Source organism: Edaphobacter sp., assembly GCF_028283685.1.
In the GTDB taxonomy this organism is placed as follows: domain Bacteria; phylum Acidobacteriota; class Terriglobia; order Terriglobales; family Acidobacteriaceae; genus Edaphobacter.
The window spans coordinates 568,371-592,677 of record NZ_JAPWKF010000007.1 but is presented as its reverse complement, the minus strand read 5'-3'; the positions used below and the strand labels follow the sequence as shown (position 1 = coordinate 592,677).

Annotated in this window: 19 protein-coding genes and 2 pseudogenes; 13 read left to right on the top strand and 8 right to left on the bottom strand. The window is 55.2% G+C overall.

The genetic code is table 11. The features are described 5' to 3' along the window. Positions 1-12 precede the first annotated feature (12 nt). The 3 genes from PW789_RS13165 (at position 13) to PW789_RS13155 (ending at position 2,005) form a co-directional block, all read left to right on the top strand. A complete protein-coding gene (locus tag PW789_RS13165; RefSeq protein ID WP_299377106.1) occupies positions 13-771 on the top strand; it encodes a nuclear transport factor 2 family protein in 759 nt (252 codons plus the stop codon). Between the two features lie 130 nt (positions 772-901). After that, positions 902-1,504, top strand: a complete 603-nt coding sequence (locus PW789_RS13160) for an NAD(P)-binding domain-containing protein (RefSeq protein WP_299377104.1) — start codon at positions 902-904, stop codon at positions 1,502-1,504. Positions 1,505-1,507: 3 nt separating this feature from the next. Further along, positions 1,508-2,005, top strand: coding sequence for an SRPBCC domain-containing protein (locus PW789_RS13155; RefSeq protein WP_299377102.1), 498 nt, complete (start codon positions 1,508-1,510; stop codon positions 2,003-2,005). A 160-nt stretch (positions 2,006-2,165) separates the two neighbouring features. On the opposite strand, the gene PW789_RS13150 is transcribed toward PW789_RS13155, so the two are convergent. Together PW789_RS13150 and PW789_RS13145 are read right to left on the bottom strand one after the other, a co-directional pair. Further along, a complete protein-coding gene (locus PW789_RS13150) occupies positions 2,166-2,768 on the bottom strand; it encodes a TetR/AcrR family transcriptional regulator (RefSeq protein ID WP_299377100.1) in 603 nt (200 codons plus the stop codon). A gap of 389 nt (positions 2,769-3,157) precedes the next feature. Then, entirely contained in the window at positions 3,158-3,796 is a 639-nt protein-coding gene (locus tag PW789_RS13145) for a TetR/AcrR family transcriptional regulator (RefSeq protein WP_299377098.1), read from the bottom strand. 474 nt (positions 3,797-4,270) lie between these two features. On the opposite strand from PW789_RS13145, the gene PW789_RS13140 reads away from it, so the two are divergent. After that, complete coding sequence (locus PW789_RS13140) at positions 4,271-5,059, top strand: hypothetical protein (protein WP_299377096.1); 789 nt, start codon at positions 4,271-4,273, stop codon at positions 5,057-5,059. Between the two features lie 123 nt (positions 5,060-5,182). Here PW789_RS13140 and PW789_RS13135 read toward each other — a convergent pair whose 3' ends face one another. Beyond that, the gene (locus PW789_RS13135) at positions 5,183-6,469 is read right to left on the bottom strand and encodes an NAD(P)/FAD-dependent oxidoreductase (RefSeq protein ID WP_299377094.1); all 1,287 of its coding nucleotides are present in this window, start codon (positions 6,467-6,469) and stop codon (positions 5,183-5,185) included. Between the two features lie 365 nt (positions 6,470-6,834). On the opposite strand from PW789_RS13135, the gene PW789_RS13130 reads away from it, so the two are divergent. The 3 genes from PW789_RS13130 to PW789_RS13120 all read left to right on the top strand — a co-directional run bounded on the left by PW789_RS13130 (position 6,835) and on the right by PW789_RS13120 (position 9,549). After that, on the top strand, positions 6,835-7,518 hold the full coding sequence (locus PW789_RS13130; protein ID WP_299377092.1) for a TetR/AcrR family transcriptional regulator: 684 nt from the start codon (positions 6,835-6,837) through the stop codon (positions 7,516-7,518). After that, positions 7,511-8,365, top strand: a complete 855-nt coding sequence (locus PW789_RS13125) for a 3-hydroxyacyl-CoA dehydrogenase (RefSeq protein WP_299377090.1) — start codon at positions 7,511-7,513, stop codon at positions 8,363-8,365. The genes PW789_RS13130 and PW789_RS13125 overlap by 8 nt, the downstream gene beginning before the upstream one ends. A 155-nt stretch (positions 8,366-8,520) precedes the next feature. Further along, positions 8,521-9,549 (top strand): alpha/beta hydrolase, encoded by a 1,029-nt coding sequence (locus tag PW789_RS13120; protein WP_299377088.1) that lies wholly within the window; start codon positions 8,521-8,523, stop codon positions 9,547-9,549. A gap of 189 nt (positions 9,550-9,738) precedes the next feature. Here the strand turns inward: PW789_RS13120 and PW789_RS20160 are convergent, their stop codons facing one another. Next, a complete protein-coding gene (locus tag PW789_RS20160) occupies positions 9,739-9,984 on the bottom strand; it encodes an alpha/beta fold hydrolase (RefSeq protein WP_367182572.1) in 246 nt (81 codons plus the stop codon). Between the two features lie 37 nt (positions 9,985-10,021). Then, positions 10,022-10,564, bottom strand: a pseudogene (locus PW789_RS20155) (alpha/beta fold hydrolase); the annotation flags it as partial. Positions 10,565-10,857: 293 nt separating this feature from the next. On the opposite strand from PW789_RS20155, the gene PW789_RS13110 reads away from it, so the two are divergent. From PW789_RS13110 to PW789_RS13100, 4 genes and pseudogenes are all read left to right on the top strand, one after another. Further along, complete coding sequence (locus PW789_RS13110; RefSeq protein WP_299377084.1) at positions 10,858-11,310, top strand: helix-turn-helix domain-containing protein; 453 nt, start codon at positions 10,858-10,860, stop codon at positions 11,308-11,310. Between the two features lie 77 nt (positions 11,311-11,387). Next, complete coding sequence (locus tag PW789_RS20150; protein ID WP_367182571.1) at positions 11,388-11,582, top strand: hypothetical protein; 195 nt, start codon at positions 11,388-11,390, stop codon at positions 11,580-11,582. Beyond that, positions 11,558-12,456, top strand: a pseudogene (locus tag PW789_RS13105) (M13-type metalloendopeptidase). Before PW789_RS20150 ends, PW789_RS13105 begins: the two are co-directional and overlap by 25 nt. Positions 12,457-13,588: 1,132 nt before the next feature. After that, complete coding sequence (locus tag PW789_RS13100; protein ID WP_299377082.1) at positions 13,589-16,864, top strand: NHL repeat-containing protein; 3,276 nt, start codon at positions 13,589-13,591, stop codon at positions 16,862-16,864. 127 nt (positions 16,865-16,991) lie between these two features. On the opposite strand, the gene PW789_RS13095 is transcribed toward PW789_RS13100, so the two are convergent. Then, complete coding sequence (locus PW789_RS13095; protein ID WP_299377080.1) at positions 16,992-17,186, bottom strand: hypothetical protein; 195 nt, start codon at positions 17,184-17,186, stop codon at positions 16,992-16,994. Continuing rightward, positions 17,173-18,489, bottom strand: coding sequence for an alpha-L-fucosidase (locus PW789_RS13090; protein WP_299377078.1), 1,317 nt, complete (start codon positions 18,487-18,489; stop codon positions 17,173-17,175). Before PW789_RS13090 ends, PW789_RS13095 begins: the two co-directional genes overlap by 14 nt. Before the next feature lie 133 nt (positions 18,490-18,622). On the opposite strand from PW789_RS13090, the gene PW789_RS13085 reads away from it, so the two are divergent. After that, complete coding sequence (locus tag PW789_RS13085) at positions 18,623-19,312, top strand: GntR family transcriptional regulator (protein ID WP_299377076.1); 690 nt, start codon at positions 18,623-18,625, stop codon at positions 19,310-19,312. Positions 19,313-19,353: 41 nt separating this feature from the next. After that, entirely contained in the window at positions 19,354-20,589 is a 1,236-nt protein-coding gene (locus PW789_RS13080; protein ID WP_299377074.1) for an enolase C-terminal domain-like protein, read from the top strand. Between the two features lie 129 nt (positions 20,590-20,718). On the opposite strand, the gene PW789_RS13075 is transcribed toward PW789_RS13080, so the two are convergent. Next, complete coding sequence (locus PW789_RS13075) at positions 20,719-24,237, bottom strand: TonB-dependent receptor (RefSeq protein ID WP_299377072.1); 3,519 nt, start codon at positions 24,235-24,237, stop codon at positions 20,719-20,721. Positions 24,238-24,307 lie beyond the last annotated feature (70 nt).

Genomic DNA, 24,307 nt, shown 5'->3' with positions numbered 1-24,307 from the left:
AAGGAGAACGAAATGGCGATGAGCGCAATTGAAAAAGTTTTTTCGGTCTTCGAGGGCGTCACTTCCTCCGATCCAGATCTCGCGACCAAATACATGAATGAAGCACGGTTCGTGGAACATGCTCCAGCCCTCGCAGACGGCGTCGAGGGCTTCCGCGAGTATGTGCGTCAGGCAGCATCAGGCGATCATCGCATTCAAAGTGTCCGCGCATTTCAAGACGGCGCATACGTCGTTGCTCATTCTGAGGGAGCGATCAAGGGTCAGAGTGTCTTCTTCGATGTTTTTAGATTCGAGGATGGGTTGATCGTAGAACATTGGTCCTTCTCCGCTCCGGGAGCGGCTCCGAACATGAGCGGCCATACGCAGACTGACGGACCGGTTGTGGCTAGTGGCTTCGAGAATACCGAGAAGAACAAGACATTTGTAAAGGACTACTACGAAACGGTACATGTCTCGGGCCGCCACGATGACATACCGAAATACTTCCACGGCGACGCATGCATCCGACACGAACCTGGCGTCCGAGATGGTGTTGGAGCCTTCATGAACGACCTAGAAAGACTTGTGCGGAATAGGACGATTGACGAGATCAAGTTGGTTCTAGGTCAAGGCGACTTCGTCTTCATCGTTGCCGCCGGAACCGTCAACGAAGAGCCGTGTGCATACATCGACCTGTACAGAGTGGAAGATGCCAAGATTGCCGAGCGTTGGGGATTCCCTCAACAAATTCCTCCACCTCCGGCGTGGAGGAACAGCAACGGTCCCTTTTAAATTATGTCTCCTTTAGTTTGGTTCCAATTCTGGCTCGTCCTCTACTAGTGAGGGACCTGGTGCCGTTGCCAGCCGAAGCGCGAGCCAGACCCTATCAACAGCAACACCAACCGCAGTATGGAGAATTGCAATGAGTTATTCGATCCTCGGAGCGGGTGCAGTCGGAAAGGCACTAGCCAAGGCTTTTGCCCGCAAAGGGCTGGAAGTGTCGATTGCAAGCCGCAAATCCGTGGAGGCGCTGGCCCCGATCGCAAACGCTATCGGTCCAACGGTCATCCCCAAATCTCTAAATGATGCTCTTGAAGCCGAAGTCATCCTGCTCGCAATTCCTTTCGCGACCTACCCTGAGATCGCAAAGTCAATTCCGACCTGGGAGGGGAAGCTCGTGATTGACGCTACCAACGCCTACGGTGTTCCTCCGGAGAAGCTGGGAAATCGTGCGTCCTCGACCGCGATTGCCGAGGCGTTGGCAGGGGCAGACCTGGTGAAAGCCTTCAATCATCTGCCGGCCGCAACGCTCGCTCAAGATCCTGAGATCGATGGCGATCGGCGTGTTCTGTTCTTGTCAAGCAACTCGGAAGGTGCGGCCCGTAAGGTGGCGTCGATTGTAGAACAACTCGGCTACGCCGGCGTTTTCCTCGGGAAGCTGGAAGAAGGAGGCCGTCTGGTTCAGGCCCATGGAAATAGCTGGGCCCCACTCATCTTTCAAGACCTCTTCAGGAAGGGAGAGTAAGTCATGTACGACCATGTGATTTGGCCTGAACAATACGATCCGAAGATTTCACCCATTTATGCGCTGAACGACATCAACGTGAATGCTCCAGCCGAGTTGGTTTGGAAGATGCTTGTCGACGCTAAGAATTGGGCAGAACACTTTCCACCCGAGGACCAAGTGGAAATCTTGAGCGGCGAATCGGAACTGGCGCTCGGCACGAGATTTCATCGCGTGACGGTCGGTTTTCCGATGACTCCGATCGTTACAGAGTTTGTACCTGGCCGCAGACTTGCGTGGGTCACCACAGTCGACGGAGACGACTCCGGTTCGACTGCCTACCATGGCTGGGTGATCACCCCGACCGAGAATGGCTGTCACGTCCTCTCCGAAGAGACGCAGCAGGGGGACTTCTTTCTTGAACTGATCGGCAAGAAACATCCAGGGGCTCTGTTTCGCTATCACCAGGACTGGGTGGAAGGGATCAAGCGAAAAGCAGAAGGGCATTCCGAGAAGAACTGACCCTTGCAGATGATCTTGCCATGCGCGCAAACTTGGTCGGCCCTGGCCTGACGACGGGAAAGTTGATTCGTGAGGTTAGGGCTACCGAGAGTGTCAGGCCAAGGACAAACAGATGAACGGGTGAGGGAGATAACCGCAGACTCAACAGCCCTCTGCTTGCTTAGAAGCCGAGCATCTTCAGCGCGGTCTGCGAGGTTCTCTTGAGTTCTGTCTTCGTCGCTCCATTCGCAGCTTGGATCGAGAGACCTGCCAGGGTGGCCGAGATGAAACGCGTGAAGTCGTCAACATTGATGTTTTTAGGCATTTCACCTGCTCTTCTGGCTGCCAAAAAACGCTCTTTCATCGCCGCATCGTTCTGGTTACGGATCTCGGTCATAAGATCCCTAGCCTCCGCCCCCTCGGTGCTACACCCGACCGCTCCAGCAAGCGTCATGCAGGTCGGGGGATGGCCGGTTCCTGTCAAGAAAGTGACGGTGTTGTCGAAGAGTGCCCGGACCACTTTCGAGAACGTAGGTTCTGCCAAAGCCTCGGCGGCATACTGCGCACGAGTCTCGATGTATCGCTTGACCACATGGGAAAACAACGACTGTTTATCGCCAAAGGCGGCATAGATGCTTGAGGGGCTGAGATTCATCGCCTGCGTCAAATCGGCCATGGAAGTTCCTTCAAAGCCGCGCTTCCAGAAAAGCAGCATTGCTGCCTCAAGGGCAACGTCTCGATCGAACCCGATTGGTCGTCCCGTTTTTCCTTTACCGGTTCTCATGCTACCTCTCACCACTCCTGATATTAGATCCAGAAAGCCTGAATCTGATGCAGAATCGACTACATCTGTAATAAGCATTAGGTAACACAATTTCCAGATGTAGTTTCGTATTGCTCAAGGGGATGTTGACGTTGGAATCGATAAGCGTCGCAAGCGAAATTAATTGTGAGTTCTCCTCACAGGGCCGTGGCTACAGGTCACCTGCAGAGTTCGCCAGTCAGTTCGCGCTTAAGCGCGACCCGGTTGAAATAAAAACGGGCCGAGAACTAACTCTCTAACTGGTATCGAAAATCCAGGCCCTTCAACCGGCCGAAGGCTAACTCTGACCTTGATATAGAAAAGCCAGGCCCTTCAATACCAACCAATGGCATACCTTACGCGAGTACGTGCTAGTCATCGACCGAGATAAACTGATCGAAGATCTCGCGAATCAGTTTCCGTGTGTTCGATTCGGATAGATCATTGCCCAGAAGCCTCTGATTGACCGCCAATCCCTGGGAAAGGGAGATCATGGTGATCATCAGGTCCGCGGGTTTCAGAAGCATCCGCACTTTGGGAGCCTTTGCCAGGCGTCGAGCGATCTCCAAACCCTCTCGAAGCATATGGCGGTGCATCTCAGCGTAAAGAGCCTTCATCTTTTCGCTGCGTAGGGCTCCGGCTTCAAACTCCGCTTGCAAAAATACCCATTCCCCGTTCGTGACACGTGTTGCAAAGGCGTCGCGCATCTCCTTCACTAAGACCTTTGGATTGGAATTTCTGTCGAAGATCGCCCGAAAGAGGCTGTATTGTTGCTCTTGATCCTGCAACAGGATGGCGAGGAAGAGGTCTTCTTTGTCCTCGAAGTTTCCATAAAACGCACCGCGAGAATATCCCGCCTCCTCCGCGATGCGTTCGGCCACAGCATTGCCGAGCCCATCACGAAGAATATGCTTCCGTCCAACGTCGATGAGCCGACGGCGCGTCAGGGCCTTGCTCTCTTCCCGGGTGAGCCGCTTGCGAGGAGATAGGATCTTGGCTGAAGGTGACATTTGGATGCTCTTTGAATTCGAATGCAGGTCACATTCTAGCTGGTCGCCGGTTCATCCACCGTTTTAATGGATTGCTCTCCGCTGAAGCTTCTCTTCCTGGCTTGTTTTTGCTCAGAAGGAAAGACGGCCAGAACCATATCCAGCCCTGTATGAAGGTGGCAAGGGAAACAGTCGCGACGATCAGCCAAGGATGACCTAGGAGCTTCCTAACCTGCTCACGCATTGTGAATCGTAACGATCCTCAGCGGCATCTTTTATATGCGTTAAGCATATAAATTCAGATCGTATTTATAGCGGATTCAAAAAAATCAGGCATTCGTGTTCAAGTCAAACCGGTCGGAAGGGTCTAACAACCAGTACTGTTGCGCGAACCAACATTCTTTGCGCGAATGTCACCATTCCGGGGCAATGCAACGAGTTGGGCGATGGACTGTTGCCATGCCGAACCACAAACATCAATCCCTCAGGAGAAAAATGTCCACATCCCAGATCAAAGTTCTTTTGATCGTTCTTGCCGCGTTACCAACATTTGCCCTCGGTCTCGCAGCTTCAGCTCAAGGGATCAGTGCTACTCTCCCATCGGGTGTGTCTTCTTCTAGCGAGCAAACTGCCGCGATGGTTTTACCGGATGCTCCGGTACCAGTGTCCTCTCGAGAAGAGGAAGGGAATCCTGAGCAGGCAACCCCGATCCGTCTCCACCTCACGCGGCACTATGCTCCCGTTATCGAACCGGAATACCAGGCTTCTGGATTGAAGGGGAAGGACAAGGTGATCTACGCCACAAGGGAGATCTTTTCCTACGCCTATCCCATTGGCACGGTTTTAGCTGGCGGACTCTCTCAGGGATTCAATGCGGATCCGCTATTCGGCAAGGACAAGGAAGGATTTGCGCAACGCGTCGGAGCTGCAGGCGCCCGGCAAGCCAGCCAATTGATCTTCTCGGATGGCATCCTCGCACCTGTGCTGCACGAAGATCCGCGGTACTACGTTCTTGGTCCCGGACACTCCCTGATGAAGCGAATCTCATACGCTGCTACACGGGTGCTGATCACAAGGACGGATGGCGGACGATCGACGTTGAATGTATCCACATTAGTGGGATACGGCGGCGCTTCGGCCCTGACACAGCTCTACTATCCCGTACGAAGCCGCGGCCGAGAGACGACCCTGTCTGGTTATGGTCTCTCCCTTGGGGGCAAAGCGATTGGATATGAACTCGCCGAGTTCTGCCGGTTCTTCATCAGAAGTCAGCCCAAGCCTTGATTTGCGCGAGCCATCGCAAACGTCTCTGCGCGATGAGTCGATGAAAGCCGCGACGCAAACCGCAACAGGAACAAACCGTTGGGCACCAGAGACTCGGCTCGGCACAACTTCATCCAATGGGCATCAATCCCTATCCGACGAGCGACTGACAATCGCATTGAGATGAAGAGTGCCCCAGAAGTCGATTGCCCACTCGATGGAGGCCTGAAAGCCGATGCGAAAGGACGGGAGGAGTGCGACATGAACCAATTGCCAGGCAGTGAACGCCAGCATGCCATAGAGAGGTCTGCGCTGCTTGCCAATCTCGGTGATGGCCGCCCCTTGTCCCACCATCGCCATGATGCCTTTGTCGACATAGTGGAATGGCTCCTGCTTGCGGCCCGCGACCGTAGCCAGAATGTTCTGTGCACAGTGCTCGCCAGCTTGTTTGGCAACGGAACCAAGCTGTGGCAGGGGCTTGCCGTCCTGCCCAACACTATTAGCCAGGTCTCCGAGGACGTAGACGCCGGGATGCTCAGAAAGTGACAGGTCTTCTTGCACGTCAATGCGTCCGCCAGCACCCAACGGAATATTCAACGCAGAGGACAAACGAGCAGCTTTGCTCCCTCCAGCCCAGATAGTGATCTGTGCGGGTAATCGCTGGCCGCTCGCAAGGACAACCTCCGAAGCAGTCACTTCCTGCACGCTCTCGCCGAGATGAAATTGAACACCACGTTGTTCCAGTACCTTCTTCGCATAGGCTTGCGAACGAGGAAGGAACGGACGGAGCGGACTGCTCCCGTGATCAATGACCGTCAAGCTGATGGAACGAAGCTGAACTTCACTGAATAAGTGCTGGGGTGTCTTCCGCATGAGATCGGCAAGCGCGCCTGCAGTTTCCACGCCAGTCGCCCCCGAGCCAACAATGACTATGTTGAGGTTGCGTGCACGATCCGAGCCAGGCAACTCGGTACGCTCAAAAAGCCGGATCATCTCCGAACGCAGACTCTCAGCGTCGTCCAGCGAATAGAGTGGAAACGCAAACTGCTCCGCGCCTGGAACACCGAAGAAATGTGGCTCCGCGCCTGCGGCGAGGACAAGATAATCCGCATCATAGACGTCTCCAAGGCGGCCAGTAACACGACGCCTCTGGAGATCGACCGACACAATCTCGGACATCTTCACGTGGATATTGTCATGCCGTTGCAGGAGCGCCCGCAGATTGAAAGCTGCATTATGCGTGGAGAGAATGCCGGTCGCTACCTGATATAGCAGCGGCTGAAACTGGTGATAGTTGTTCTTGTCAATGACCGTGATGCGAAGGTTGCGGTTGGTGGCGAGAGTCTTCGCGCATGCCAGTCCGGCAAACCCCGCGCCGATGATAACTACATGTTTGGGTTGTGCCTGGTGCATTGTGCGCACTGCCGTCATCTTGCTCCCTCGGGTAAATGATCTTCAGATCAGATGAAATTATGAGTGGCTGCGATACATTATGTATATAAATACGAATTGTTCTTCCACTGCCGAATCTGGACCACATTCTGCATGTCACGATCCTCGTGCGCACCCATCAGAATACGTACGTATATAAGTACGACTTGAATCATTCCCCACCAAACGTAAGTTCGTGAGCGTTGCTGCGCTCAATGATCCGTCGTCAAATTTGAACCTTGCAGCGCTTGACTCGCATCTGACGGAGTAGCACAATAACTGAGCGTACTCAGTTATTGTACGTCAACAGGACGAAAGGTCGTTCGGTCATGCCTAGACATCCAAAGGGTCGGCGCGACAGAAACATGGCGCAGAAGCGCGACCGCATCTTATCCGTTGCTGCTTCGCTCTTTGCGGAGCACGGCTACGACACGGTGACCACGCAGGAGATCGCGGCCCAGGCGGGCATCGGCGCGGGTACGTTGTTCCTTTATGCGGCTTCAAAACGTGAGCTTCTTCTCATGGTGTACAACGGGGTGTTCCGCGGAACCATTGCAGAAGGCTTGCACCGAGCATCCGCCACAACAGCGGCTGATCCTGTCGCCGTAGCGTACGCGCTCATCGCACCCACAATCGAGCACGCCTATGGGGCACCCGGCAATGCGGCCGCGTATCAGCGGGAGCTGTTCTTCGGGGGGCCGAGGCAGGAGCACCGAGAAGAAGCTCTCGCGCTTGTACGCACCCTGGAATCAGCCATTACGGAACGACTCATGGACGCTGCTCGCGAGCAGGGCAGCACTGTCGATCCAGCTGCAGCCGCACTTGCCGGCCGATCGGTGTTCGCGGTGATGAACCTCGCCATCAGCCGCCTCAGTGTGGTACCTGAACTTTCGGGACAGGAAATGTTCGCCAAGACCGCCTACGCGGATCCTCTCGCGCAGGTACGAGGTCAGGTTGCTCAGATCATTGCCGGCTATCTTGCCGGTGCAGCCAGCCCGTTGAAGAAGCAACAGCCAGCAAGAGAGAGGAAGAAGAAACGTCATGTCTGAAATTAAGAAAGTTACCGTGCTGGGCACCGGTGTGCTCGGCGCCCAGATTGCATTCCAAACTGCCTACAACGGCTTTGAGGTGTCAGCGTACGATATCAACGAACAAGCAATCGAGGCGGCCCGGCAACGCATGGCAGGCCTTGTAACGTCCTATAAGGCCGATTTTCCTGAGGCTCCCGACGGCAAGGCCGAAGATACACTGAATCGGCTCTCCTACTTCACCGACTTAGCGAAAGCTGTGGCCGACGCCGATCTTGTGATCGAAGCGGTTCCGGAGGTGCTTGAGATTAAGCGTGACCTCTACACCAGACTGAGCAAGGTGGCACCCGCGAAGACTATCTTCGCAACTAACTCCTCGACCCTACTTCCGTCCGCCATCAAAGACTTCACCGGCCGTCCCGGCAAGTTCCTTGCCCTTCACTTCGCCAATCTCATCTGGAAGCACAACGTGGTCGAAGTCATGGGGACGACCGAGACCGACGCTTCCGTCATCGAGACCTGTATGACATTCGCGCCTAAGATCGGGATGGTGCCGGTTGCAATCCATAAAGAGAAGGCCGGCTACATTATGAACACGCTGTCCGTACCCTTTTTGAGGGCAGCACTGGAGCTCGTGGTCGATGGTTACGCAGAGCCGGCGGACGTAGACAAGGTTTGGCGTATTTCGAACGGAGTGCCTTATGGCCCGTTCCAGGTGTTGGACATCGTAGGGATGAACACCCCGTACAACGTCTTCGGCCACAGTGACGAAAAGGGACGACTAATCGCGGACTGGATTAAGCAGAACTACATCGACAAGGGAAAGCTCGGCCTCTCCAGCGGCGAGGGCTTCTACACGTATCCCTGAACTCCCACCGAGGGCCTGATGGACGGATCATGAATCGGAGCTGGCAGCTCCGGTTCATTTCCGCAGGCCAATGCCACGGTCCGCGGCACATCGAGAATGCCAAATGAAACACAGCTGACATAGTGAAAGGTACTCTTATGGCTCCTGAAGCATCGATGAAGAGATTCTTTGAGCTTGTAGATCCGGAGCTCAGGCCTGCTGCGGAGGCAGTCGGGAACATCGCTGAAGACATGCCCACGCCTACTGCTGAGATGACCTCCAGCGAGCTTGAGATTGCACTGCTAAAGTGGCGATCGGTGCCGGCGGCCTCTTTCCCCGAAGCGCCAGCGCTCGAAAGAAAAATCAAGGTTGAGGAGATCCGGGTTCCGGGGGAGCCTGGTCAGCCGCCGGTGCGCTGCCTCTTGATCAACTCCTCGCCCGGAGGAGCGAAGCCTGCAATTCTCCACACACACGGTGGAGGATTTATTCTCGGCAAACCCGATGACTTCGTCCCCTATCTGCGAGCGTATGCCGATGCGCTTGATTGCGTCATCCTTTCGGTCGACTACCGCCTTGCACCCGAGTCGACCTACCGCGAGTCCGTCTCCGACAATTACTCCGCGCTGAAGTGGCTGCATGCCAAGGGCGACGGGCTTGGGGTGGATGTTAGTCGCATTGCAATCATGGGTGAGAGCGCGGGCGGTGGTCATGCCACGTTGCTGGCTGAGAAGGCCGCCCGTTTGGGTGAAGTCCCGGTGGTGTTTTTGTGTCTGACCTATCCAATGCTTGACGATAGAACCGGATCACAACCGGTTCCATCTCACATTGGTGCCACCGTATGGACCGCGGCAAACAATCGTTTGGGCTGGCGTGCATTTCTGGGGACCGAAGTGGGGCAGGATGTCCCTGTCGGCGCTGTGCCTTTTCGTTTGCCTGAATTGGGATTACTTCCACCCACGTGGATTGGTGTTGGTGCGTTGGATCTCTTCGTCGAAGAGGATATCGCTTTTGCGCAACGCCTGATTCAGGTGGGCGTGCCGGTGGAGCTTCTCGTGGTGCCAGGTGCGTTCCACGCCTTTGACGCGTTAGCCCTGGGGGCCTCGGTAAGCCAGTCGTTTCAGTTGGCACGCCTCAACAATTTGGCGAAGGCGTTTGGACGTCCTCATATCGCGGTTGTCCCGGCAGCGCTCTTGCCACCGAAGTGAGGCGAGGTGCAGGGTGCTCGGTGTGGAGCAGATCGTAGGGGGTGTTTGAAGCAGGGCAGGGACACGCGACTACCGATAGAACGTCCGCCACCACGTGAGTCTTCAACCGTTGGCTTGTCGGTAGTGATCTGACGAGCCAGATGACTTTCACGATAAGCGCTTGGCATGACTCATCCGAGAAATCATGATCTACTTTGTGGACTGTACCTTCTGATTTTCTGCACTTGTCAACCACTGCCTGAAGACGGCGAGTGTACCGTTGGGATCTTCTTCCTGCGCGACGTGACCATCCTCCGGCAGCATGACGAGCTTGCTGCCCGCGATGCGCTGATGGAATTGCTCCGCATCCGGGGTCGCAGGGATGATCTTGTCTTTCGTACCCCAAAGGATAAGAGTCGGCACCTTCACCTGATCGATAGAAGATGGGGTCTTCATGTCCGATGGCTGCGCGAAGCGTCTGCCCAAGCGCTGTTCGATTGCCCTTGCGACGTGTGAGGTCGTAGTAGCGATCGACCGTGTCATCTGTGAGCCTGGACGGATCGCCATAGGACTCTTCCGCTCCCTTTCGCACTTGGGACTTCGGCAGAATATGGTGGGTAATAAAATCCATCCTCGGGTTCATTGCCATCTGCAGTCCCTGAGGCAGAGGTACGGAGCGCGGATAGCCCGCGGGAGAGATCAGGACTAGCCGCGCGACTCGATGAGGATGCGCGACCGCAAAGCGCCATGCCATGTATCCGCCAGATGAGTTGCCAACAAGGATCACCGGGCCGTTCACGTTGAGCTGGTCGAGCAGGCGCTCCAGAAAGCCGGAATAGTAATCCATGCTGTAATCTCCGCTAGGGTTCGGTCCGGTAAGCCCGAACCCAGGCCGGTCGAAACGGATGACGCGATGCGTAGCCTTCAACAGATTTGCCCAGTCGTTCCAGGTCTGAAGGCTTGAACCAGTTCCATGCAGCAAGACGATCGGTGTGGGATCGTCACGCCTCCCTTCATCTCGCACATGAATCTGCATTCCATCGAGGGCCACAAACTGTGAAGGAGCTTGAGCCCAGCGCAGCTTTAGGGAATCGACCGTCACATCAGGCTTCCAGAGGCTGGCGATCGCGACCACAAACAGCAGAATCACAACGACGACGAGGCCAAGGATGATTCGAGTTGCGCTAGGCATGAGTAACCTCCATCGCGTGGGCAAGCATCTCTTGGCGATTCGCTGACGGCATAGGCGTTCGATATTCCAGTGCAGTTTCCTTCATGTTGTTGCTCGTATCCCTTACACACCTGGTTTCCAAGTGATACCGCGATACTATGGAGAAGAAACAACGCGCACAAGAAGGCACTTTTATGAAACCGAGTCACTTCAAGGTTCCCACTCCACAGAGATGTTTCAGCAGCATCAGCGATCTGCCTCCTGAAGTGTGCCAGTCGGTCAGCGATGTGCTTGCTCGGATTGGCGACAAATGGTCGATTCTGGTTATCGCTATGTTGTCGCGCGGCAAGATGCGCTTCAGTGAGATCAAACGCAGCCTTGGTTCGATCTCACAGAAAGTTTTGACGACGACGCTGCGTGGGTTGGAACGAGACGGATATCTCACGCGTAAGGTGACACCGACCATACCTCCGCGAGTGGATTACGAACTGACGGAACTGGGGCGGGATGCTCTTGGTCCGGTCACTGCTCTTGCCAAGTGGGCCATTTCGACTCGGGAACGCGTCGAAGCTGCGCGTACCGAGTTCGACCGGAATACTCAATCCATATAGGGTCAATACTGAACTGAGAAGTCAGTTTCCCATCAGTCTGTGGCAGAACGCTTCATGCGGAGCATGGTGGTCCACCCATATGCTGCAGTTGCCGGTGCTATGCGCACACGCCTCTCTCCACCATCCGGGCATGGGAGGCCGTCAGGATTGTGGATCACGCAGCGCCCTATCTGTCCAAAGCGTTTGTGGACGCGCACTTTGCATTTCACGGAAGAGCTATCGGCGGTCAACAGCGGCAGCCTGAACGCTGGAACGCGCCGTCATTGCAGTAGCCGGAGACGACTCGGAGGATAGATTTGGATCCTTCGGCACATTTCGGTTTGCGGTGGGACAGGCTTATGCCGGAGCCTACTTCTCCCCCGAAACTCGAACGCAAGTCGAGGAGATCGCGCTAAATGTTAAGGCGGCATTCCGTGCACGCATCGTGCGTCTCGATTGGCTCGACGAGCGGACGCGAACGGAGGCGCTTCGCAAGCTGGATGCCTACGTCATTGAGATTGGGTATCCGACAAACATGCGAGACTACTCAACCTTACACTTCCAGGAGAAAGACCTCCTTGGAAATGTTCTGCTCTGTGCTCGATCGGATTGGCACGACATGCTGGCTCATCTGGGCGCTCCTGTTGACCGAAGGGAGTGGCTGGAAACGCCTCAATCCGCTGATGCCTTACACACCGGATGGCTTCGCCAGGTTATCTTCCCCGCAGGGTTTCTACTTCCGCCTGTGTTTGACCCGTCCGCAGATGCGGCAATCAACTATGGTGCGGTTGGAGCGGTGATTGGGCACGAACTGACGCATGGGTTCGATACCAAGGGCAGTGCATTGGACAGTGCGGGAGAGTTGCGGATCTTGGCGGTCTGAATATCGCTCTGGATGCCTACCATCTCTCGCTCAAGAATCACGCCCCACTTGCAGTGGATGATTTTTCTGGGGATCAACGCGTCTTTCTTGGATGGGCACAGCTCCGCCGGGGCAAAGTTCGCGAGGATGAATTGCGCACGTAGCTGACCTCTGATCCGCATACCCCACAGGAGTTTCGGGTCAACGGTGTCGTGCGCAATATGGATGGATGGTATGCAGCTTTCGGTGTGACATCGCAGGACCATCTCTTTCTACCTGCTGGTCAGCGCGTTCGCATCTGGTGATTACTGAAGGGGACAGGAGAGGATCATCTCTTTCGCGGTTTCGGCTTACTTCAGACTCGTATCAATGAGACGATGTCCTCGTCATGATGAGCACATCTCTTTATGGGTTACATCCAAAGGTGATGGACGCAATCGCTCATCGCTGAGACCGGGTGCCCTGTCGATGATCCACGCGATTTGCTGAAGCTTCGATCTGTACGGCTATCTGAATCAGATTCGTTCATTTGCGACGCTTGGATACTGGGTGTCGACGGAACGTTGAACTGCTGTGGCTTCTAGGACGCTTATGGCATTTACCGTGCCGGATTCGCTAGTTCCTCTTGCATGAAGAAATAGATTCAGATTGATCTTGCCGGCGACCGCGACGGTTGCGTGTTCCACGACCTGAGTCTGGAAGCCGGGAGCCGTCACCGTGATGCGGTAGGAGCCTGGTGAAAGCGGGGGCAGCGAAAAGGCCCGCGTCATTGGAGGTAATCGAGATATTTGAGTGGGTCTGCTCATTCTGAATGTCGACCGACGCATGCGGAATGGCCGCCTTCGCTGAATCGGGCACAATTCCCGCTAGTTGAGCGTTCTGGGCAAGGAGACGAGAGGCCGGAATGGTACTCAAGAGAAGGCAGGGTAAGCCCCAGGACGCAATTCGAGTCAGAAGGCAGCTGAACGCCTGTAGTGCGGCGCTCTTTTTACGAGATTAGTTCTATTGCCGATCCCATCAGTTCCCGGATCCTGTATAGATGCGAGCCAGCGCCTGCTCAAAGCCGCCACGGTTCGAAAGCTAGCAGTCAATAGATAGGAATCTCCACGACGAGGGCATCCCCCATGTTTTGCATAGCACTTCTTCATCTTGGAATGTATTCTCCCGAAAGAACGTAAACGTCGTTTACTTCGGACCAGCGTTGACGATCTTAACTGATCCAGACCATTGTTCTCTTGCTTCTTCGTTCCAATTTCTGTTTTGGAGATTCGTTTGAAAAATCTTTCTGCCGTGTGCTCTCGTGTAGTTCGATCTGGCCGACCAACTCGCACCAAGAGGAAGGCCGCGAGGGTGGCGATACTTTGCGGTATCTTTGCGGGAACAATGGTCCCCTGCGGCAGTGCGCAGAGTGCGCACTTTAGCGGATCCCAAGTTACATTGCCAATCACTGGCCTGAACAACCCTCGTCAGGTTGCGGTGGATGCCAGCGGGAATTTGTACATCGCCGATTCAGCGAACAATCGCGTACTGAAGGAAACCCCGTCTAACGGGAGCTATATACAAAGCACGATCGGCACTGGCCTGCAATCCCCGCTGGGTGTTGCGGTAGATGTTAGCGGCAACCTATACATCGCCGACTCGAGCAATGGTCGGCTACTGAAAGAAACGTTATCAGGCAAGAACTACTCCCAGAGCACGGTCAGTAGTACTGTTGGGGCAGCATGGAGCGTTGCTGTGGACGTGGGCGGAAATGTTTTTGTTGCAGATCCGAACGGCAACCGAGTGCTAAAGGAAACACCGTCAGGTAGTAGCTATGTTGAAAGCACGATCGGGAGCGGTCTTTCGCTTCCAAGTGCTGTAGCCGTGGACGAAAGCGGCAATGTTTATATCGGTGACCGAGGCAGCAACCAGGTCTTTAAAGAGACGCTGACCAATGGAAGCTACGTCCAAAGTACGGTTGTCGGCGGTCTGAGCTATATAAGCAGCGTTACTGTGGATGGCAACGAGAATGTTTATATTGGCGTCTACGGTACCACGGAGAATCAACAAGCGAGTCAGATTCTGAAAGAGACACCATCGGGTAGTAGCTATACCCAGAGTCTGGTGGGGCGAACTTCCTATCTTAATGTTGTTCCCATCTATATTGCGGTGGATGGCAAGGGCGATATTCTTATGGCAAATTACGCCAGCCTTGCAAAAGTAACTCCGTCATCCGGAGACTTTGGTTCCGTAAGTGTTGGCAGTGCAAGCTCGCCCGTATCCTTAATCTTTACCTTCGACTCAGCAGGTACTATTGCCAAGCCGTCGGTGCTGGCTCAGGGGGTAGAAGGTCTCGATTTTACAGATGCTGGCACTGGAACCTGCACGACTCTTGGGACAAGCTTTCCATATACCACCGGCGTGAGTTGCACGGTTGATGTGCTTCTAAATCCGAAGTTCACTGGCCCCCGTTATGGTGCGGCAGTGCTTCGGTCGACTTCAGGAAGTGTGATTGCTACCGGTTATGCTCACGGCACTGGATCAGGACCCCAGATCAACTTTCCGACTGGCAACCTAAGTACCCTATCCCTCAGCAATGTGACGAGCCCCTATGCCATTGCTCAAGATGCCGCCGGGAATTTTTATATTGCCGAAGCTGTGAGTGCCAATAGCCCGCAAAACGCGGTGGTCAAGGAGGTCTGGACGGGAAGCGGCTACATGCAGAGCGTTGTAGCCACGGGCCTGGCGTATCCAGTTGGAGTGGCGGTGGATGGAGCCGGGAATATCTATATTGCTGACCAAGATGCTACGAAGGTGTTGAAAGAGACGCCCCTGAGCGGAGGAGGCTACGCGCAAAGTGCTGTTTTCAGCAATCTCGGCAATGTAGAGTCCGTGGCAGTCGACGGTAGCGGCAATGTGTATATCGGAAGCCTCGCTTACAAACTGTTGAAAGAAACATTGACTGATGGCACCTATGTCCAGAGCCTGATCTCGGGATCTGTCTATCCGTTCGGGATCGCAGTGGACGAGAAAGGCAATGTGTATGTGAGTGATGGCTCGAGTCAGGTTCTAAAGCAGACCCTATCCAATGGCAGTTATACCGAAAGCACGATTGCCAGTGGCTTAAACGGGCCCCACGGGATAGCTGTCGATGGGAACGGCAACGTCTACATTGCAGAGACCTTCGGAGGGCGGGCGATCAAAGCTGCGCTTTCGGCGGGCACTTACTCGCAGACCACGGTCGCGAGCAACCTCACCGGCGTTCTGGGTATGGTCGTCGATGGGAGCGACAACATCTTTGCATCTGGCGCCCAGAGCAACAGTGTATGGGAAGTGAATCTTGCAGATCCCCCGAGTTTGACCTTTGCAACAACGACTTCGGGCTCGACAAGCAGTGTACAGACCGTTGCGGTTCAGAACACCGGCAACACTGCATTGAGTTTTCCAATACCGGCTTCTGGAAACAACCCCAGCATCTCTACGAACTTTAGTTTAAACAGTACGGGAACGACTGCATGCCCTCTAGTGGGGTCAGGTTCCTCAAGCGTGGGAACACTGGCAGCAGGCGACTCCTGCCAGCTTTCCATCAGCTTTGCACCAACTGGGGGAGGCAACATCACTGGATCGCTGGTGCTGACGGACACCAATCTGAATGCAGCAGCCCCAGACTATGCAACCCACAGCATCGCTTTGAGTGGTACTGCACTTGAGTTGCCGATACTGAGTTTTGCGACCATCACTGCACAGACATATGGCAATGCGCCTTTCACGATAAGCGCAACATCAGCCTCAGCTGGAGCCATTACGTACACTGTTGTCAGTGGCCCTGCAAACATCTCCGGAACGACGGTCACACTGACTGGAGCGGGCACGGTTGTGCTGAGCGCCAGCCAGGCAGCCAACGGAAACTATGCCGCGTCGATCGGGACGACCAGCTTCATCGTTATGCCAATGGTGCCTACGCTAACCTTTGCGACCATTACTGCACAGACATATGGCAACGCGCCTTTCATGATAAGCGCAACATCAGCCTCAACTGGAGCCATTACTTACGCTGTTGTCAGTGGCCCTGCAAACATCTCCGGGACGACGGTCACACTGACTGGAGCGGGCACGGTTGTGCTGAGCGCCAGCCAGGCAGCCAGCGGAAACTACGCGTCATCAACGGCGACTACAAGTTTCAACGTAGCGGCACAAACCCTTAAGCTTTCTGCCGGGTCTAGTTCCAGCAGCGCGACTACGACTTCAGGCGGGACAGCAACCTATACCCTCTCGCTGGCCCCAGGAGTCGGGACAACTTTTCCGAATGCGGTGAATTTCAATGTAACTGGTATTCCTACGGGAGCGACTGCGACTTTCTCTCCGGCAACACTTCCAGCCGGTAGTGCGGCGACATTGGTCACCTTGACGATTCAGACCAACAAAAGCCAGACGGCCCGCAATGAAAGCTATTTTCCCGGAAGTCCTATCGCTCCGGTGGTATTGGGATTGTTGTTACTGCCGATAAGTACCAAATCCGCTCGTAAGCGCCTGCAACACAGGCAGCGTCTATCGGCGATGCTAGCCCTGGTATTGCTATCTTTGGGAGCAGCGATGAGCTTGAGTGGTTGCAGCAGCAACAGTTCATCTTCAGCGAGCCAAAGCACTGCCAAAACCTACACCATGCTTGTCACAGCTACAGATGCGATAACAAGCCTCCAGAGTACGACCAGTCTGACACTGACCGTGCAGTAGAGACGCCACGCAAAGCAACTGAGGTAGGGCCTGCTCAAACCAGAGTGGCAGATGACCCCACGCGATCCGCGCGTGCCTGCATGGGAACGCACCAGCTACAAGCAGTGGAAGGCCGAACGCATGCCGTCTACGCAGACTGGTCGACATCCTCGACCAGAACGTCGGCAACGTTGTGAAGCATCCAGAAGGGACAGGCCAGTTCGACAACACGCTCATTTTCTTCATGGCTGATAACGGCGGCAACTGACAGCGCCTCAGACCACTGATAGCCTGATGGCGCTTCGCGGCTGTTGGTTTTTAAACATTGGCTAATAGCATTCAAGCGCAATGACTGTTGCATTCTCGTCAGGATTTACCTGGGGTAAGGAAAGAGTCAACCCCTGCTCTGTTTGTTGAAACTCGAGCTTCTGGTTGTTTGCAAGGAGGCGAGCATACAAGACCTTCGAGTGAATCCCTGAGACCACGAGCTTTGGAGGTGTCCAATCGAAGACGTGCAGGTAGATATTGTTCCCGCGGGCTGTTGATCGAAGATTTGTCAGCCCCTGAATCGGTCCATAGGTTGAGTCGTAAATCGCCTCTCCGTTTATGCGTAGCCAGTCGCCGATTGCCTGAAGACGTTCGACGAACTCCGGCTGCACCTGGCCGTCAGGCTGCGGTCCAATATTCAAGAGGAAGTTCCCGCCTCTGCTGGTGACTTCAATCAGGCCACGGATGAGTTCACGTGATGATTTGAAATCGTGATCGTTCGCGTTATAAGCCCATGTATGGTTGATGGTCATACATGTCTCCCACAGTTGAAAATCACGAGCATTGGGTACGCCCTCGTGGAAAGCGACACTGCGGTCGACACCCTTGACCTCGACATCCTTGGTCGGGATCGCCTTCGGTATGAATTGTTCAGGAGTTACATAATCGCCTCGCAGTCCGATGCGATCGTTCATCAAAGTGCCAGGCTGTAGTGAATGGATCAGCTTCTGAAAGCGAAGGCCGTCGTATTTTCCCTGATTATTCAGGCCGTCAAACCAGATCAACTTGCAGTCACCATACCGGGTAAGAAGTTCAGTCAGCTGCAGCTCCATATAGTTGAGGTAGGAAGACCACTCCGGTCTCTCCGGTTCCCCATTCCAGTTGCTGCTCGATGGCTTTGAGGTGTCGCGAAATCCCGGGTGATTCAGATCGGGCGGGGAATAGTAAAACCCGAGCTGCATATTGCGGCGTGCGCATGCGTCGGCAAGCGCCTTTACGATGTCTTTGCCATAGGGTGTCTTCGTAATCTTGTAGTTGGTGTAAGACGAGTCGAACATGCAGAAGCCATCATGGTGTTTTGTGGTGAAGACCATGTACTGTTGCCCGGCAGAGCGGGCAAGATCGATGAAGTGATCAGGATCGTATTTTGTGGGATTGAATCGTGCAGGCAGAGCGCGATATTCCTCTTCTGTGATCTTCCACTTTCCCGGTCGCATGATCGGCCATGATGCCTCAACGCTTGCCAGCGAATACGGACCCCAGTGAATAAACATGCCAAATTTGGCCGCGCGAAACCATGCCGTTCGTTGATCGGAATTCGATGCCTCCGAGTAGGCGACGCGAGAAAGAAATGGCAGGACGGAGGCAGACGCTCCCATGCGGAGCAGATTTCGGCGAGAGATTCGGGCGCTCATAGTTGAGAGCGAACTTACATAAGAGTCGAAATGCTTGTCAAACATTTAAGCGCTCATTTCTGAAAATTCGCGTAATATAGTCTGACTGTTGGCATATATGAGCGCTCGTATCCGCGAAGATCAAAATCCCGAAAAGCTTCTCAAAAGTGTCCTTGCCGACAAGCTTCGCCGAAAGATTTTGAGAGGTGAGCTACGTCCCGGGGACCGAGTTGTCGAAAACAGGTGGGCCCGCGAGTTTCAGGTGGCACAAGCATCAGTGCGTGAAGCGATCAATATTCTGATCCAGGATGGATTCGTCTCAAAAGCAGAGGGCAGAAGCGCTCGCGTGACCAACCTGACGAAAGACGATGTCCTGCTGCTTTATGAGCTACGAGGCGCCCTGGAGGGTTTGGCGGCTCGACGTGCTGCTGAATTGGGAGCAGATCTCAGTCAGTTGCAGAACGCCTTGCAGGCGATGCGGGCCGCGGCAAAAAAGAATGACATGGAAGCCCTGCTTGATGCTGAGCTGGCCTTCCATCTGAGCCTCGTCGCGTCGGGAGGCAATAAATATGTGATCGACCAGGCACGTAGAATTCTGGTCCCGTTCTTCGCATTTGTTCGGATACGCGTGATGGGAAGTGGACAGGGGGCCGATGCCTGGAATCGTGACCTCGAAATTCACGGACGCATCCTTGATCTGATTCAAGATGGCGAAGCAGAGATCGCAGAACGCTTTCTTCACCGCGCTATGGCGCGCTTTGCTGCGAATGCCTATGAAAACTGGGAAAAGAAGAGCTCATCGAACTGATTCCTCGTCTTGATCGATTACGAAGCAACAGGAGTAACTGATTGCCAATTATTGAAGCCATCTCCTCTGCTGACCTGCGATATTCGCTTCCGCACGGTGCGGGGAGTGACGCCGTTCATGTCGATCCCCAGTATTGTCTGGCGGTCACTCGTATCCGTTGCGGCAAGCTTTGCGGTACAGGTTTTGCTCTTACCCTTGGATACGGGAACAAGCTCGTTTGCGAAGCCATTGATATGTTGTCGGCTCAACTGGTCGGGAAGGATCTTGAGGAGTTGATGTCGAAGTTCGGCGAAGTGACCCGAGCGATGGCGGATGATCCGGTACTTCGCTGGCTTGGGCCTCACAAGGGTGTGGTTCATCTTGCGCTGGCCTCGATCGTCAATGCCTGCTTTGACCTCTGGGCTCTTAGCCGCGATCTTCCATTGTGGAAGCTGCTGCTTGAGCTATCTCCCGAACAGATCGCTAATCTACTTGATCTCAGCTATATCGAAGATGTGATCGATCGCCAGGAAGCAATCGATCTGCTTCAGTCAAACGTTACCGGCCGCGGCCTGCGGAGCAGCATCATCGCGCGGGGATATCCGGGCTACGACACTTCTGTTGGCTGGATGGCCTATGACGATTCGAAGGTCCGTGAGTTGACGAAAAAGGCTATGGATCGCGGCTTTCATGCCTTCAAGTTGAAGGTCGGATCCGCAGACCACACTCGTGATCTTCGTCGTGCCTCTATGTTGCGAGAGTCCATCGGGGAGGGCGGGACTCTGATGTTCGATGCGAACCAGCGTTGGAGCCTTCCTGAGGCGCGAACGATGTGCCGCCAGCTCGCTTCGTATCTGCCGCTGTGGATTGAAGAGCCAACCCACCCGGATGATATTCAGGCGCATGTGGAGCTTGCACAACTCATCTCGCCAGTTCGGATTGCCGCAGGTGAGCACATGCCTAATCGCGTGATCTTTAAAAACTTTATGCAGTCCGGAGGCATTCAATTCGTTCAGGCGGACTGTACTCGTCTTGCGGGTGTAAGTGAATTCCTGGCTGTGAGTCTGATGGCGAAGAAATTTGGACTGCCGGTGGTTCCCCATGTTGGTGACATGGGGCAGGTTCACCAACATCTTGTTTTGTTCAACCATGTCGCTTTGAATCACGACATTCAGTTCCTGGAGCATATACCTCATCTGCGGCAATATTTTTCGCAACCCGCAGAGGTGGAAGACGGCTTGTATCGAACGCCACTTCTTCCGGGGGCTTCTACCGGTCTCAAAGAGCTGGAGTCCTAATGGGTGTGGCCCGCGCTGATGCAAAAGTTGGCGTTCAGCTTCTGGTCGTAGAACATCTTCTGATTCAGAAGCCGCAGCGCGAGAGCTTCCGCCACCTTGAGTGAGGTGCAGGAAGCTCTCGCTGCGGGTTTAGAACTGCAGTTTGAGTGCGAATTGATAGAGCCGTGGTGTGTAGTTGGGGTCGGTCTGCGAGACCTGTCCGAAGGTCGCGCTGCCGAACTGTGAGGTGGAGGTTCCGTTGCCGATATAGAAGTTCGGCGTGTTCGAGATGTTGTAGCTCTCTGCGCGGAACTGAAGATTGAATCTCTCTGTGAGCGGGAAGGTTTTGAACAATGAGAGATCGACGTGACGGAAGTTGGGACCGAAGAGGGAGTTGCGTTGTGCGGTTCCAACGGTACCGAGTGGTTGAGGAGCAAACATCGCTATATTGAAGAACTGCGCGTTTGATTTGTTGCCGCGGGCGTCGCCGAGCTGGCTGGGACGATCGTTGCCGCCGCTGTTCTGTGGTGTGGCGCGATTGCTGTAGCCGTGCTTCAGGCCGTCGCTTTCGACCGGGTTGTCGGCGCCGCTGCCGGTGCTGGTAATGGTGAAGGGTTTGCCGCTCTGCCATACGGTGATGGTGTTCATCTGCCATCCGCCGAGGGCGACTTTTTTCATACCGGTGAAGGACTTGCCGAACGGCAGCTCGTAGTTAAGCGAGAGAGCGAACCGATTCTGGATATCGTTCTCGGCGATGCCGTATTCGATCTGGCGGATGCGGGTTGGATCGGCGTTGCTCCACCCCTGGTTGGACCCCTGCTGGGAGAAGCCGGTGATGTCGCTCAGCGCCTTGGCCCAAGTGTAGTTCGCATCGAAGGCCAGACCCTTGGTGAAGCGTCGCTGAAAGGAGGCCTGCAGCGCGCTGTAGTTGGAGACGCCGCCGCTATCGATGTAGCTGACGCCGGAGAGGTTTGGCAACAGACCGTTCAGAGGACGTGCTCCACCGACAGGATTGGCCGCGCTGCCGAGAGGAGCCAGCGGGTTGTAGGGCTTGGGCTGGTTGATGTTGTTGATCGACTCCGGCAGATGCTGGCCGATGTTGCCGACGTAGCCGATGGTGAAGACATTGGCTCCGAACTGCTGCTGGATCTGCATATTGAATTGCTGAATGATCGCGGAGCGGAACTTAGGAGCCTCAGCGACGAACGACAGGCCGGGGATGCCGGCGAGGTTGGTGATATCAGGTGCAACCGGGACGGGAAGTCCCTGGTCGAATGTGGTGGGAGCACCTGTGATGGTTGCGCAGCTAGGGTTCTGTCCGGTGAGCTGGCCTTGCGCGGTCTCAATCTGTACGGCGAGTGCAGATTGGCACGCGGGGCTGAAGTTGGAGGTGAAGGGTGCGTTCTTCAGGTCGGCGTTCGAGGTGTAGTTTCCGGGGAAGAAGCTCAGGCCGTATCCGCCACGGATAACCGTTGTGGGGGCGACGGACCAGGAGAAGCCGATGCGCGGGGCTACGTTGGAATAGTCGATTGGGATGTTGACCCGGCCGTCGACGCCGTTTTGCCCGGCGACCTTCAACGCGGAGTTGATGCTGGATGCGTTTGCAGTGAGTGCCTGTGGGAAGTCGAAGTTCGAGATGTGGTTATGCGCCTCGGTGAAGGGCGTGAAGACGTCGTAGCGGAGGCCATAGATTAAGGTCAGCTTCGAGGTGAGCTTCCAGCTGTCCTGCGCAAAGCCGCTGGGCTCGTAGCTGCGGTAGTCGGGAGAATTGAGGTTGTAGTTGCGGGTGGTGCTGGCCCATGCACCGACAAGCGTGGAGGCCAGCTGGTTGTTCTGCTGGGTAAGTTGATCGGCGTTGCTGTCTGTCGGAAGGTTGAACTGATAGGCGCCGGTCGCCGATGCGCTCTGTACATTGCGCGCCTGGCGGCGAAGGAAACTCGCTCCGAACTTGAAGTTGTGGTCGCCCTTGGTCCAGCTGACCGTACCCGCGTACTGGAAGGTGTTGTCGATGTCCTGCAGGGGAACATAGGCTCCGTCACCGATGTCGGAGAAGGGGCCAACGGAGACTGGTGTCAGAGAGTCTGCTGTCGCGGTGAAGGTATGACTCGACGGAAAGCCGATCTGAGTATTTGCTCCTTTGCCGTAGTTGAGTGGAAGAGAGAGGTTATTGATGCGGGTGAACGCTGCCCTGAGGTCGAGCAGGAGGTTCGAGGTGAAGATGTGCGTGAAGCCAAGAGCATATTGCTGGGCGACGTCGGTTGCTGGGCCGTCAAAGTCATATCGTCCGCCGCTGATCTGAAGACCGTCCTGGGTTCCAAGGCCCGGAGGCGTAAAGGTATTGACGGTGTTATAGGAGAAGCGCGCGAAAAACATGTTGTTCGAGTTGAAGCGATGGTCGACGCGAGCGTCGTAGGTGTTGCTGCTCTGTGTTTTGTTCGGGCTGGTGATGTAGTTGTTGGTGAGCTGGCCTGCCGGGCCGGCGTTGGGGGCGGGGAAGAGCTTGAGGTAGTTGAGGGCAAGCGGATCGATGGTATGGCCTGCCGTGCCGTTGGCGGTGGAGAGAAGCGACTGAGGCGTGCTGCCGCCAATGCCGTTGATTGCGTTGTATTCGGCCTGCGTGGGAACGGTCTTGGTATAGGTCACGCCTGTAACCTGACGCAGCCCTTCGTAGTCGAAATAGAAGAAGGTTCTGTCGCGGAAGATGGGGCCGCCGATGCTGCCACCGAACTGGTTTTGGCGCAGCTCGGGTTTGTTGCCGCTGCTCTGCAGAACGCTGCGGCCGTCGAAGATATCGTTGCGGAAGAACTCGTAGGCGCTGCCATGAAACTGGTTGGTTCCGGAGCGGGTGACGATGTTGATGACGCCGCCAGCGGTGCGGCCAGCTTCCGGGGCGTAGCTGTTGGTCTGGACGGTGATCTCCTGGATACCTTCGACGTTCGGCTTGATGCCGATGGAGCCGATGATGCGTTCGTTGTCGTCAATGCCGTCGACGACCCAGTTGTTGAGGGTGTCGTCCTGGCCGTTGACGGAGATTCCGGCGGCGTTGGTGCGGCGATCATCGGGACGGCCACCGCTGCTAAGGCCATTGCCGGGGCCTTCGTTGGCGCCGGGAACGATCTGGACGAGCTGGACGAAGTTGCGTCCGTTGAGGGGAAGATCCTGCACAGCCTTGGCGGTCACGGTCGAACTGACGGTGGCGCTGTCCGCCTGCAGGAGTGGCGTCTGCGCCTCAACCGAAATGGTTTCGGTGGAGGCTCCTATGGTGAGACGAGTGTCGGCGCGGGCACGGTCACCGGCCTCAACGGAGAGGCTTTCGGTGGTGGCTGTCTTGAAGCCGTTGGCTTCAACGCGAACACTATAGTGTCCTGGCGGCAGGAGATTGAAGGAGAAGTCGCCGCTGCCGTTTGTCTTGGTCGTGCGGATGTTGTTGGTGCCAAGGTTGCGGAGGGTGACGGTTGCGTTAGGCAGTTCGGCTCCGGAGCTATCGGTCACGGTGCCCAGGATGTCGGATGTCGTGAGTTGTCCGAAGGAGAATGTTGCACTAAGAAGGAGAATCATCAGCGGAAACGCGATCAGCTTTCCCGCTCTGCTTAGGCGGCGTACAGGGATCATGATCCTGTCGTGCAGCCCGGTCTTTAATGCCGGCTTTACTTCTTTCGTCGTAGTCATACTATGGCCTCTCTGAATGCGAAGACCGTCCCGTGATTTTCTATAGGGGAATAGCGCAGCTCGGTCCTCG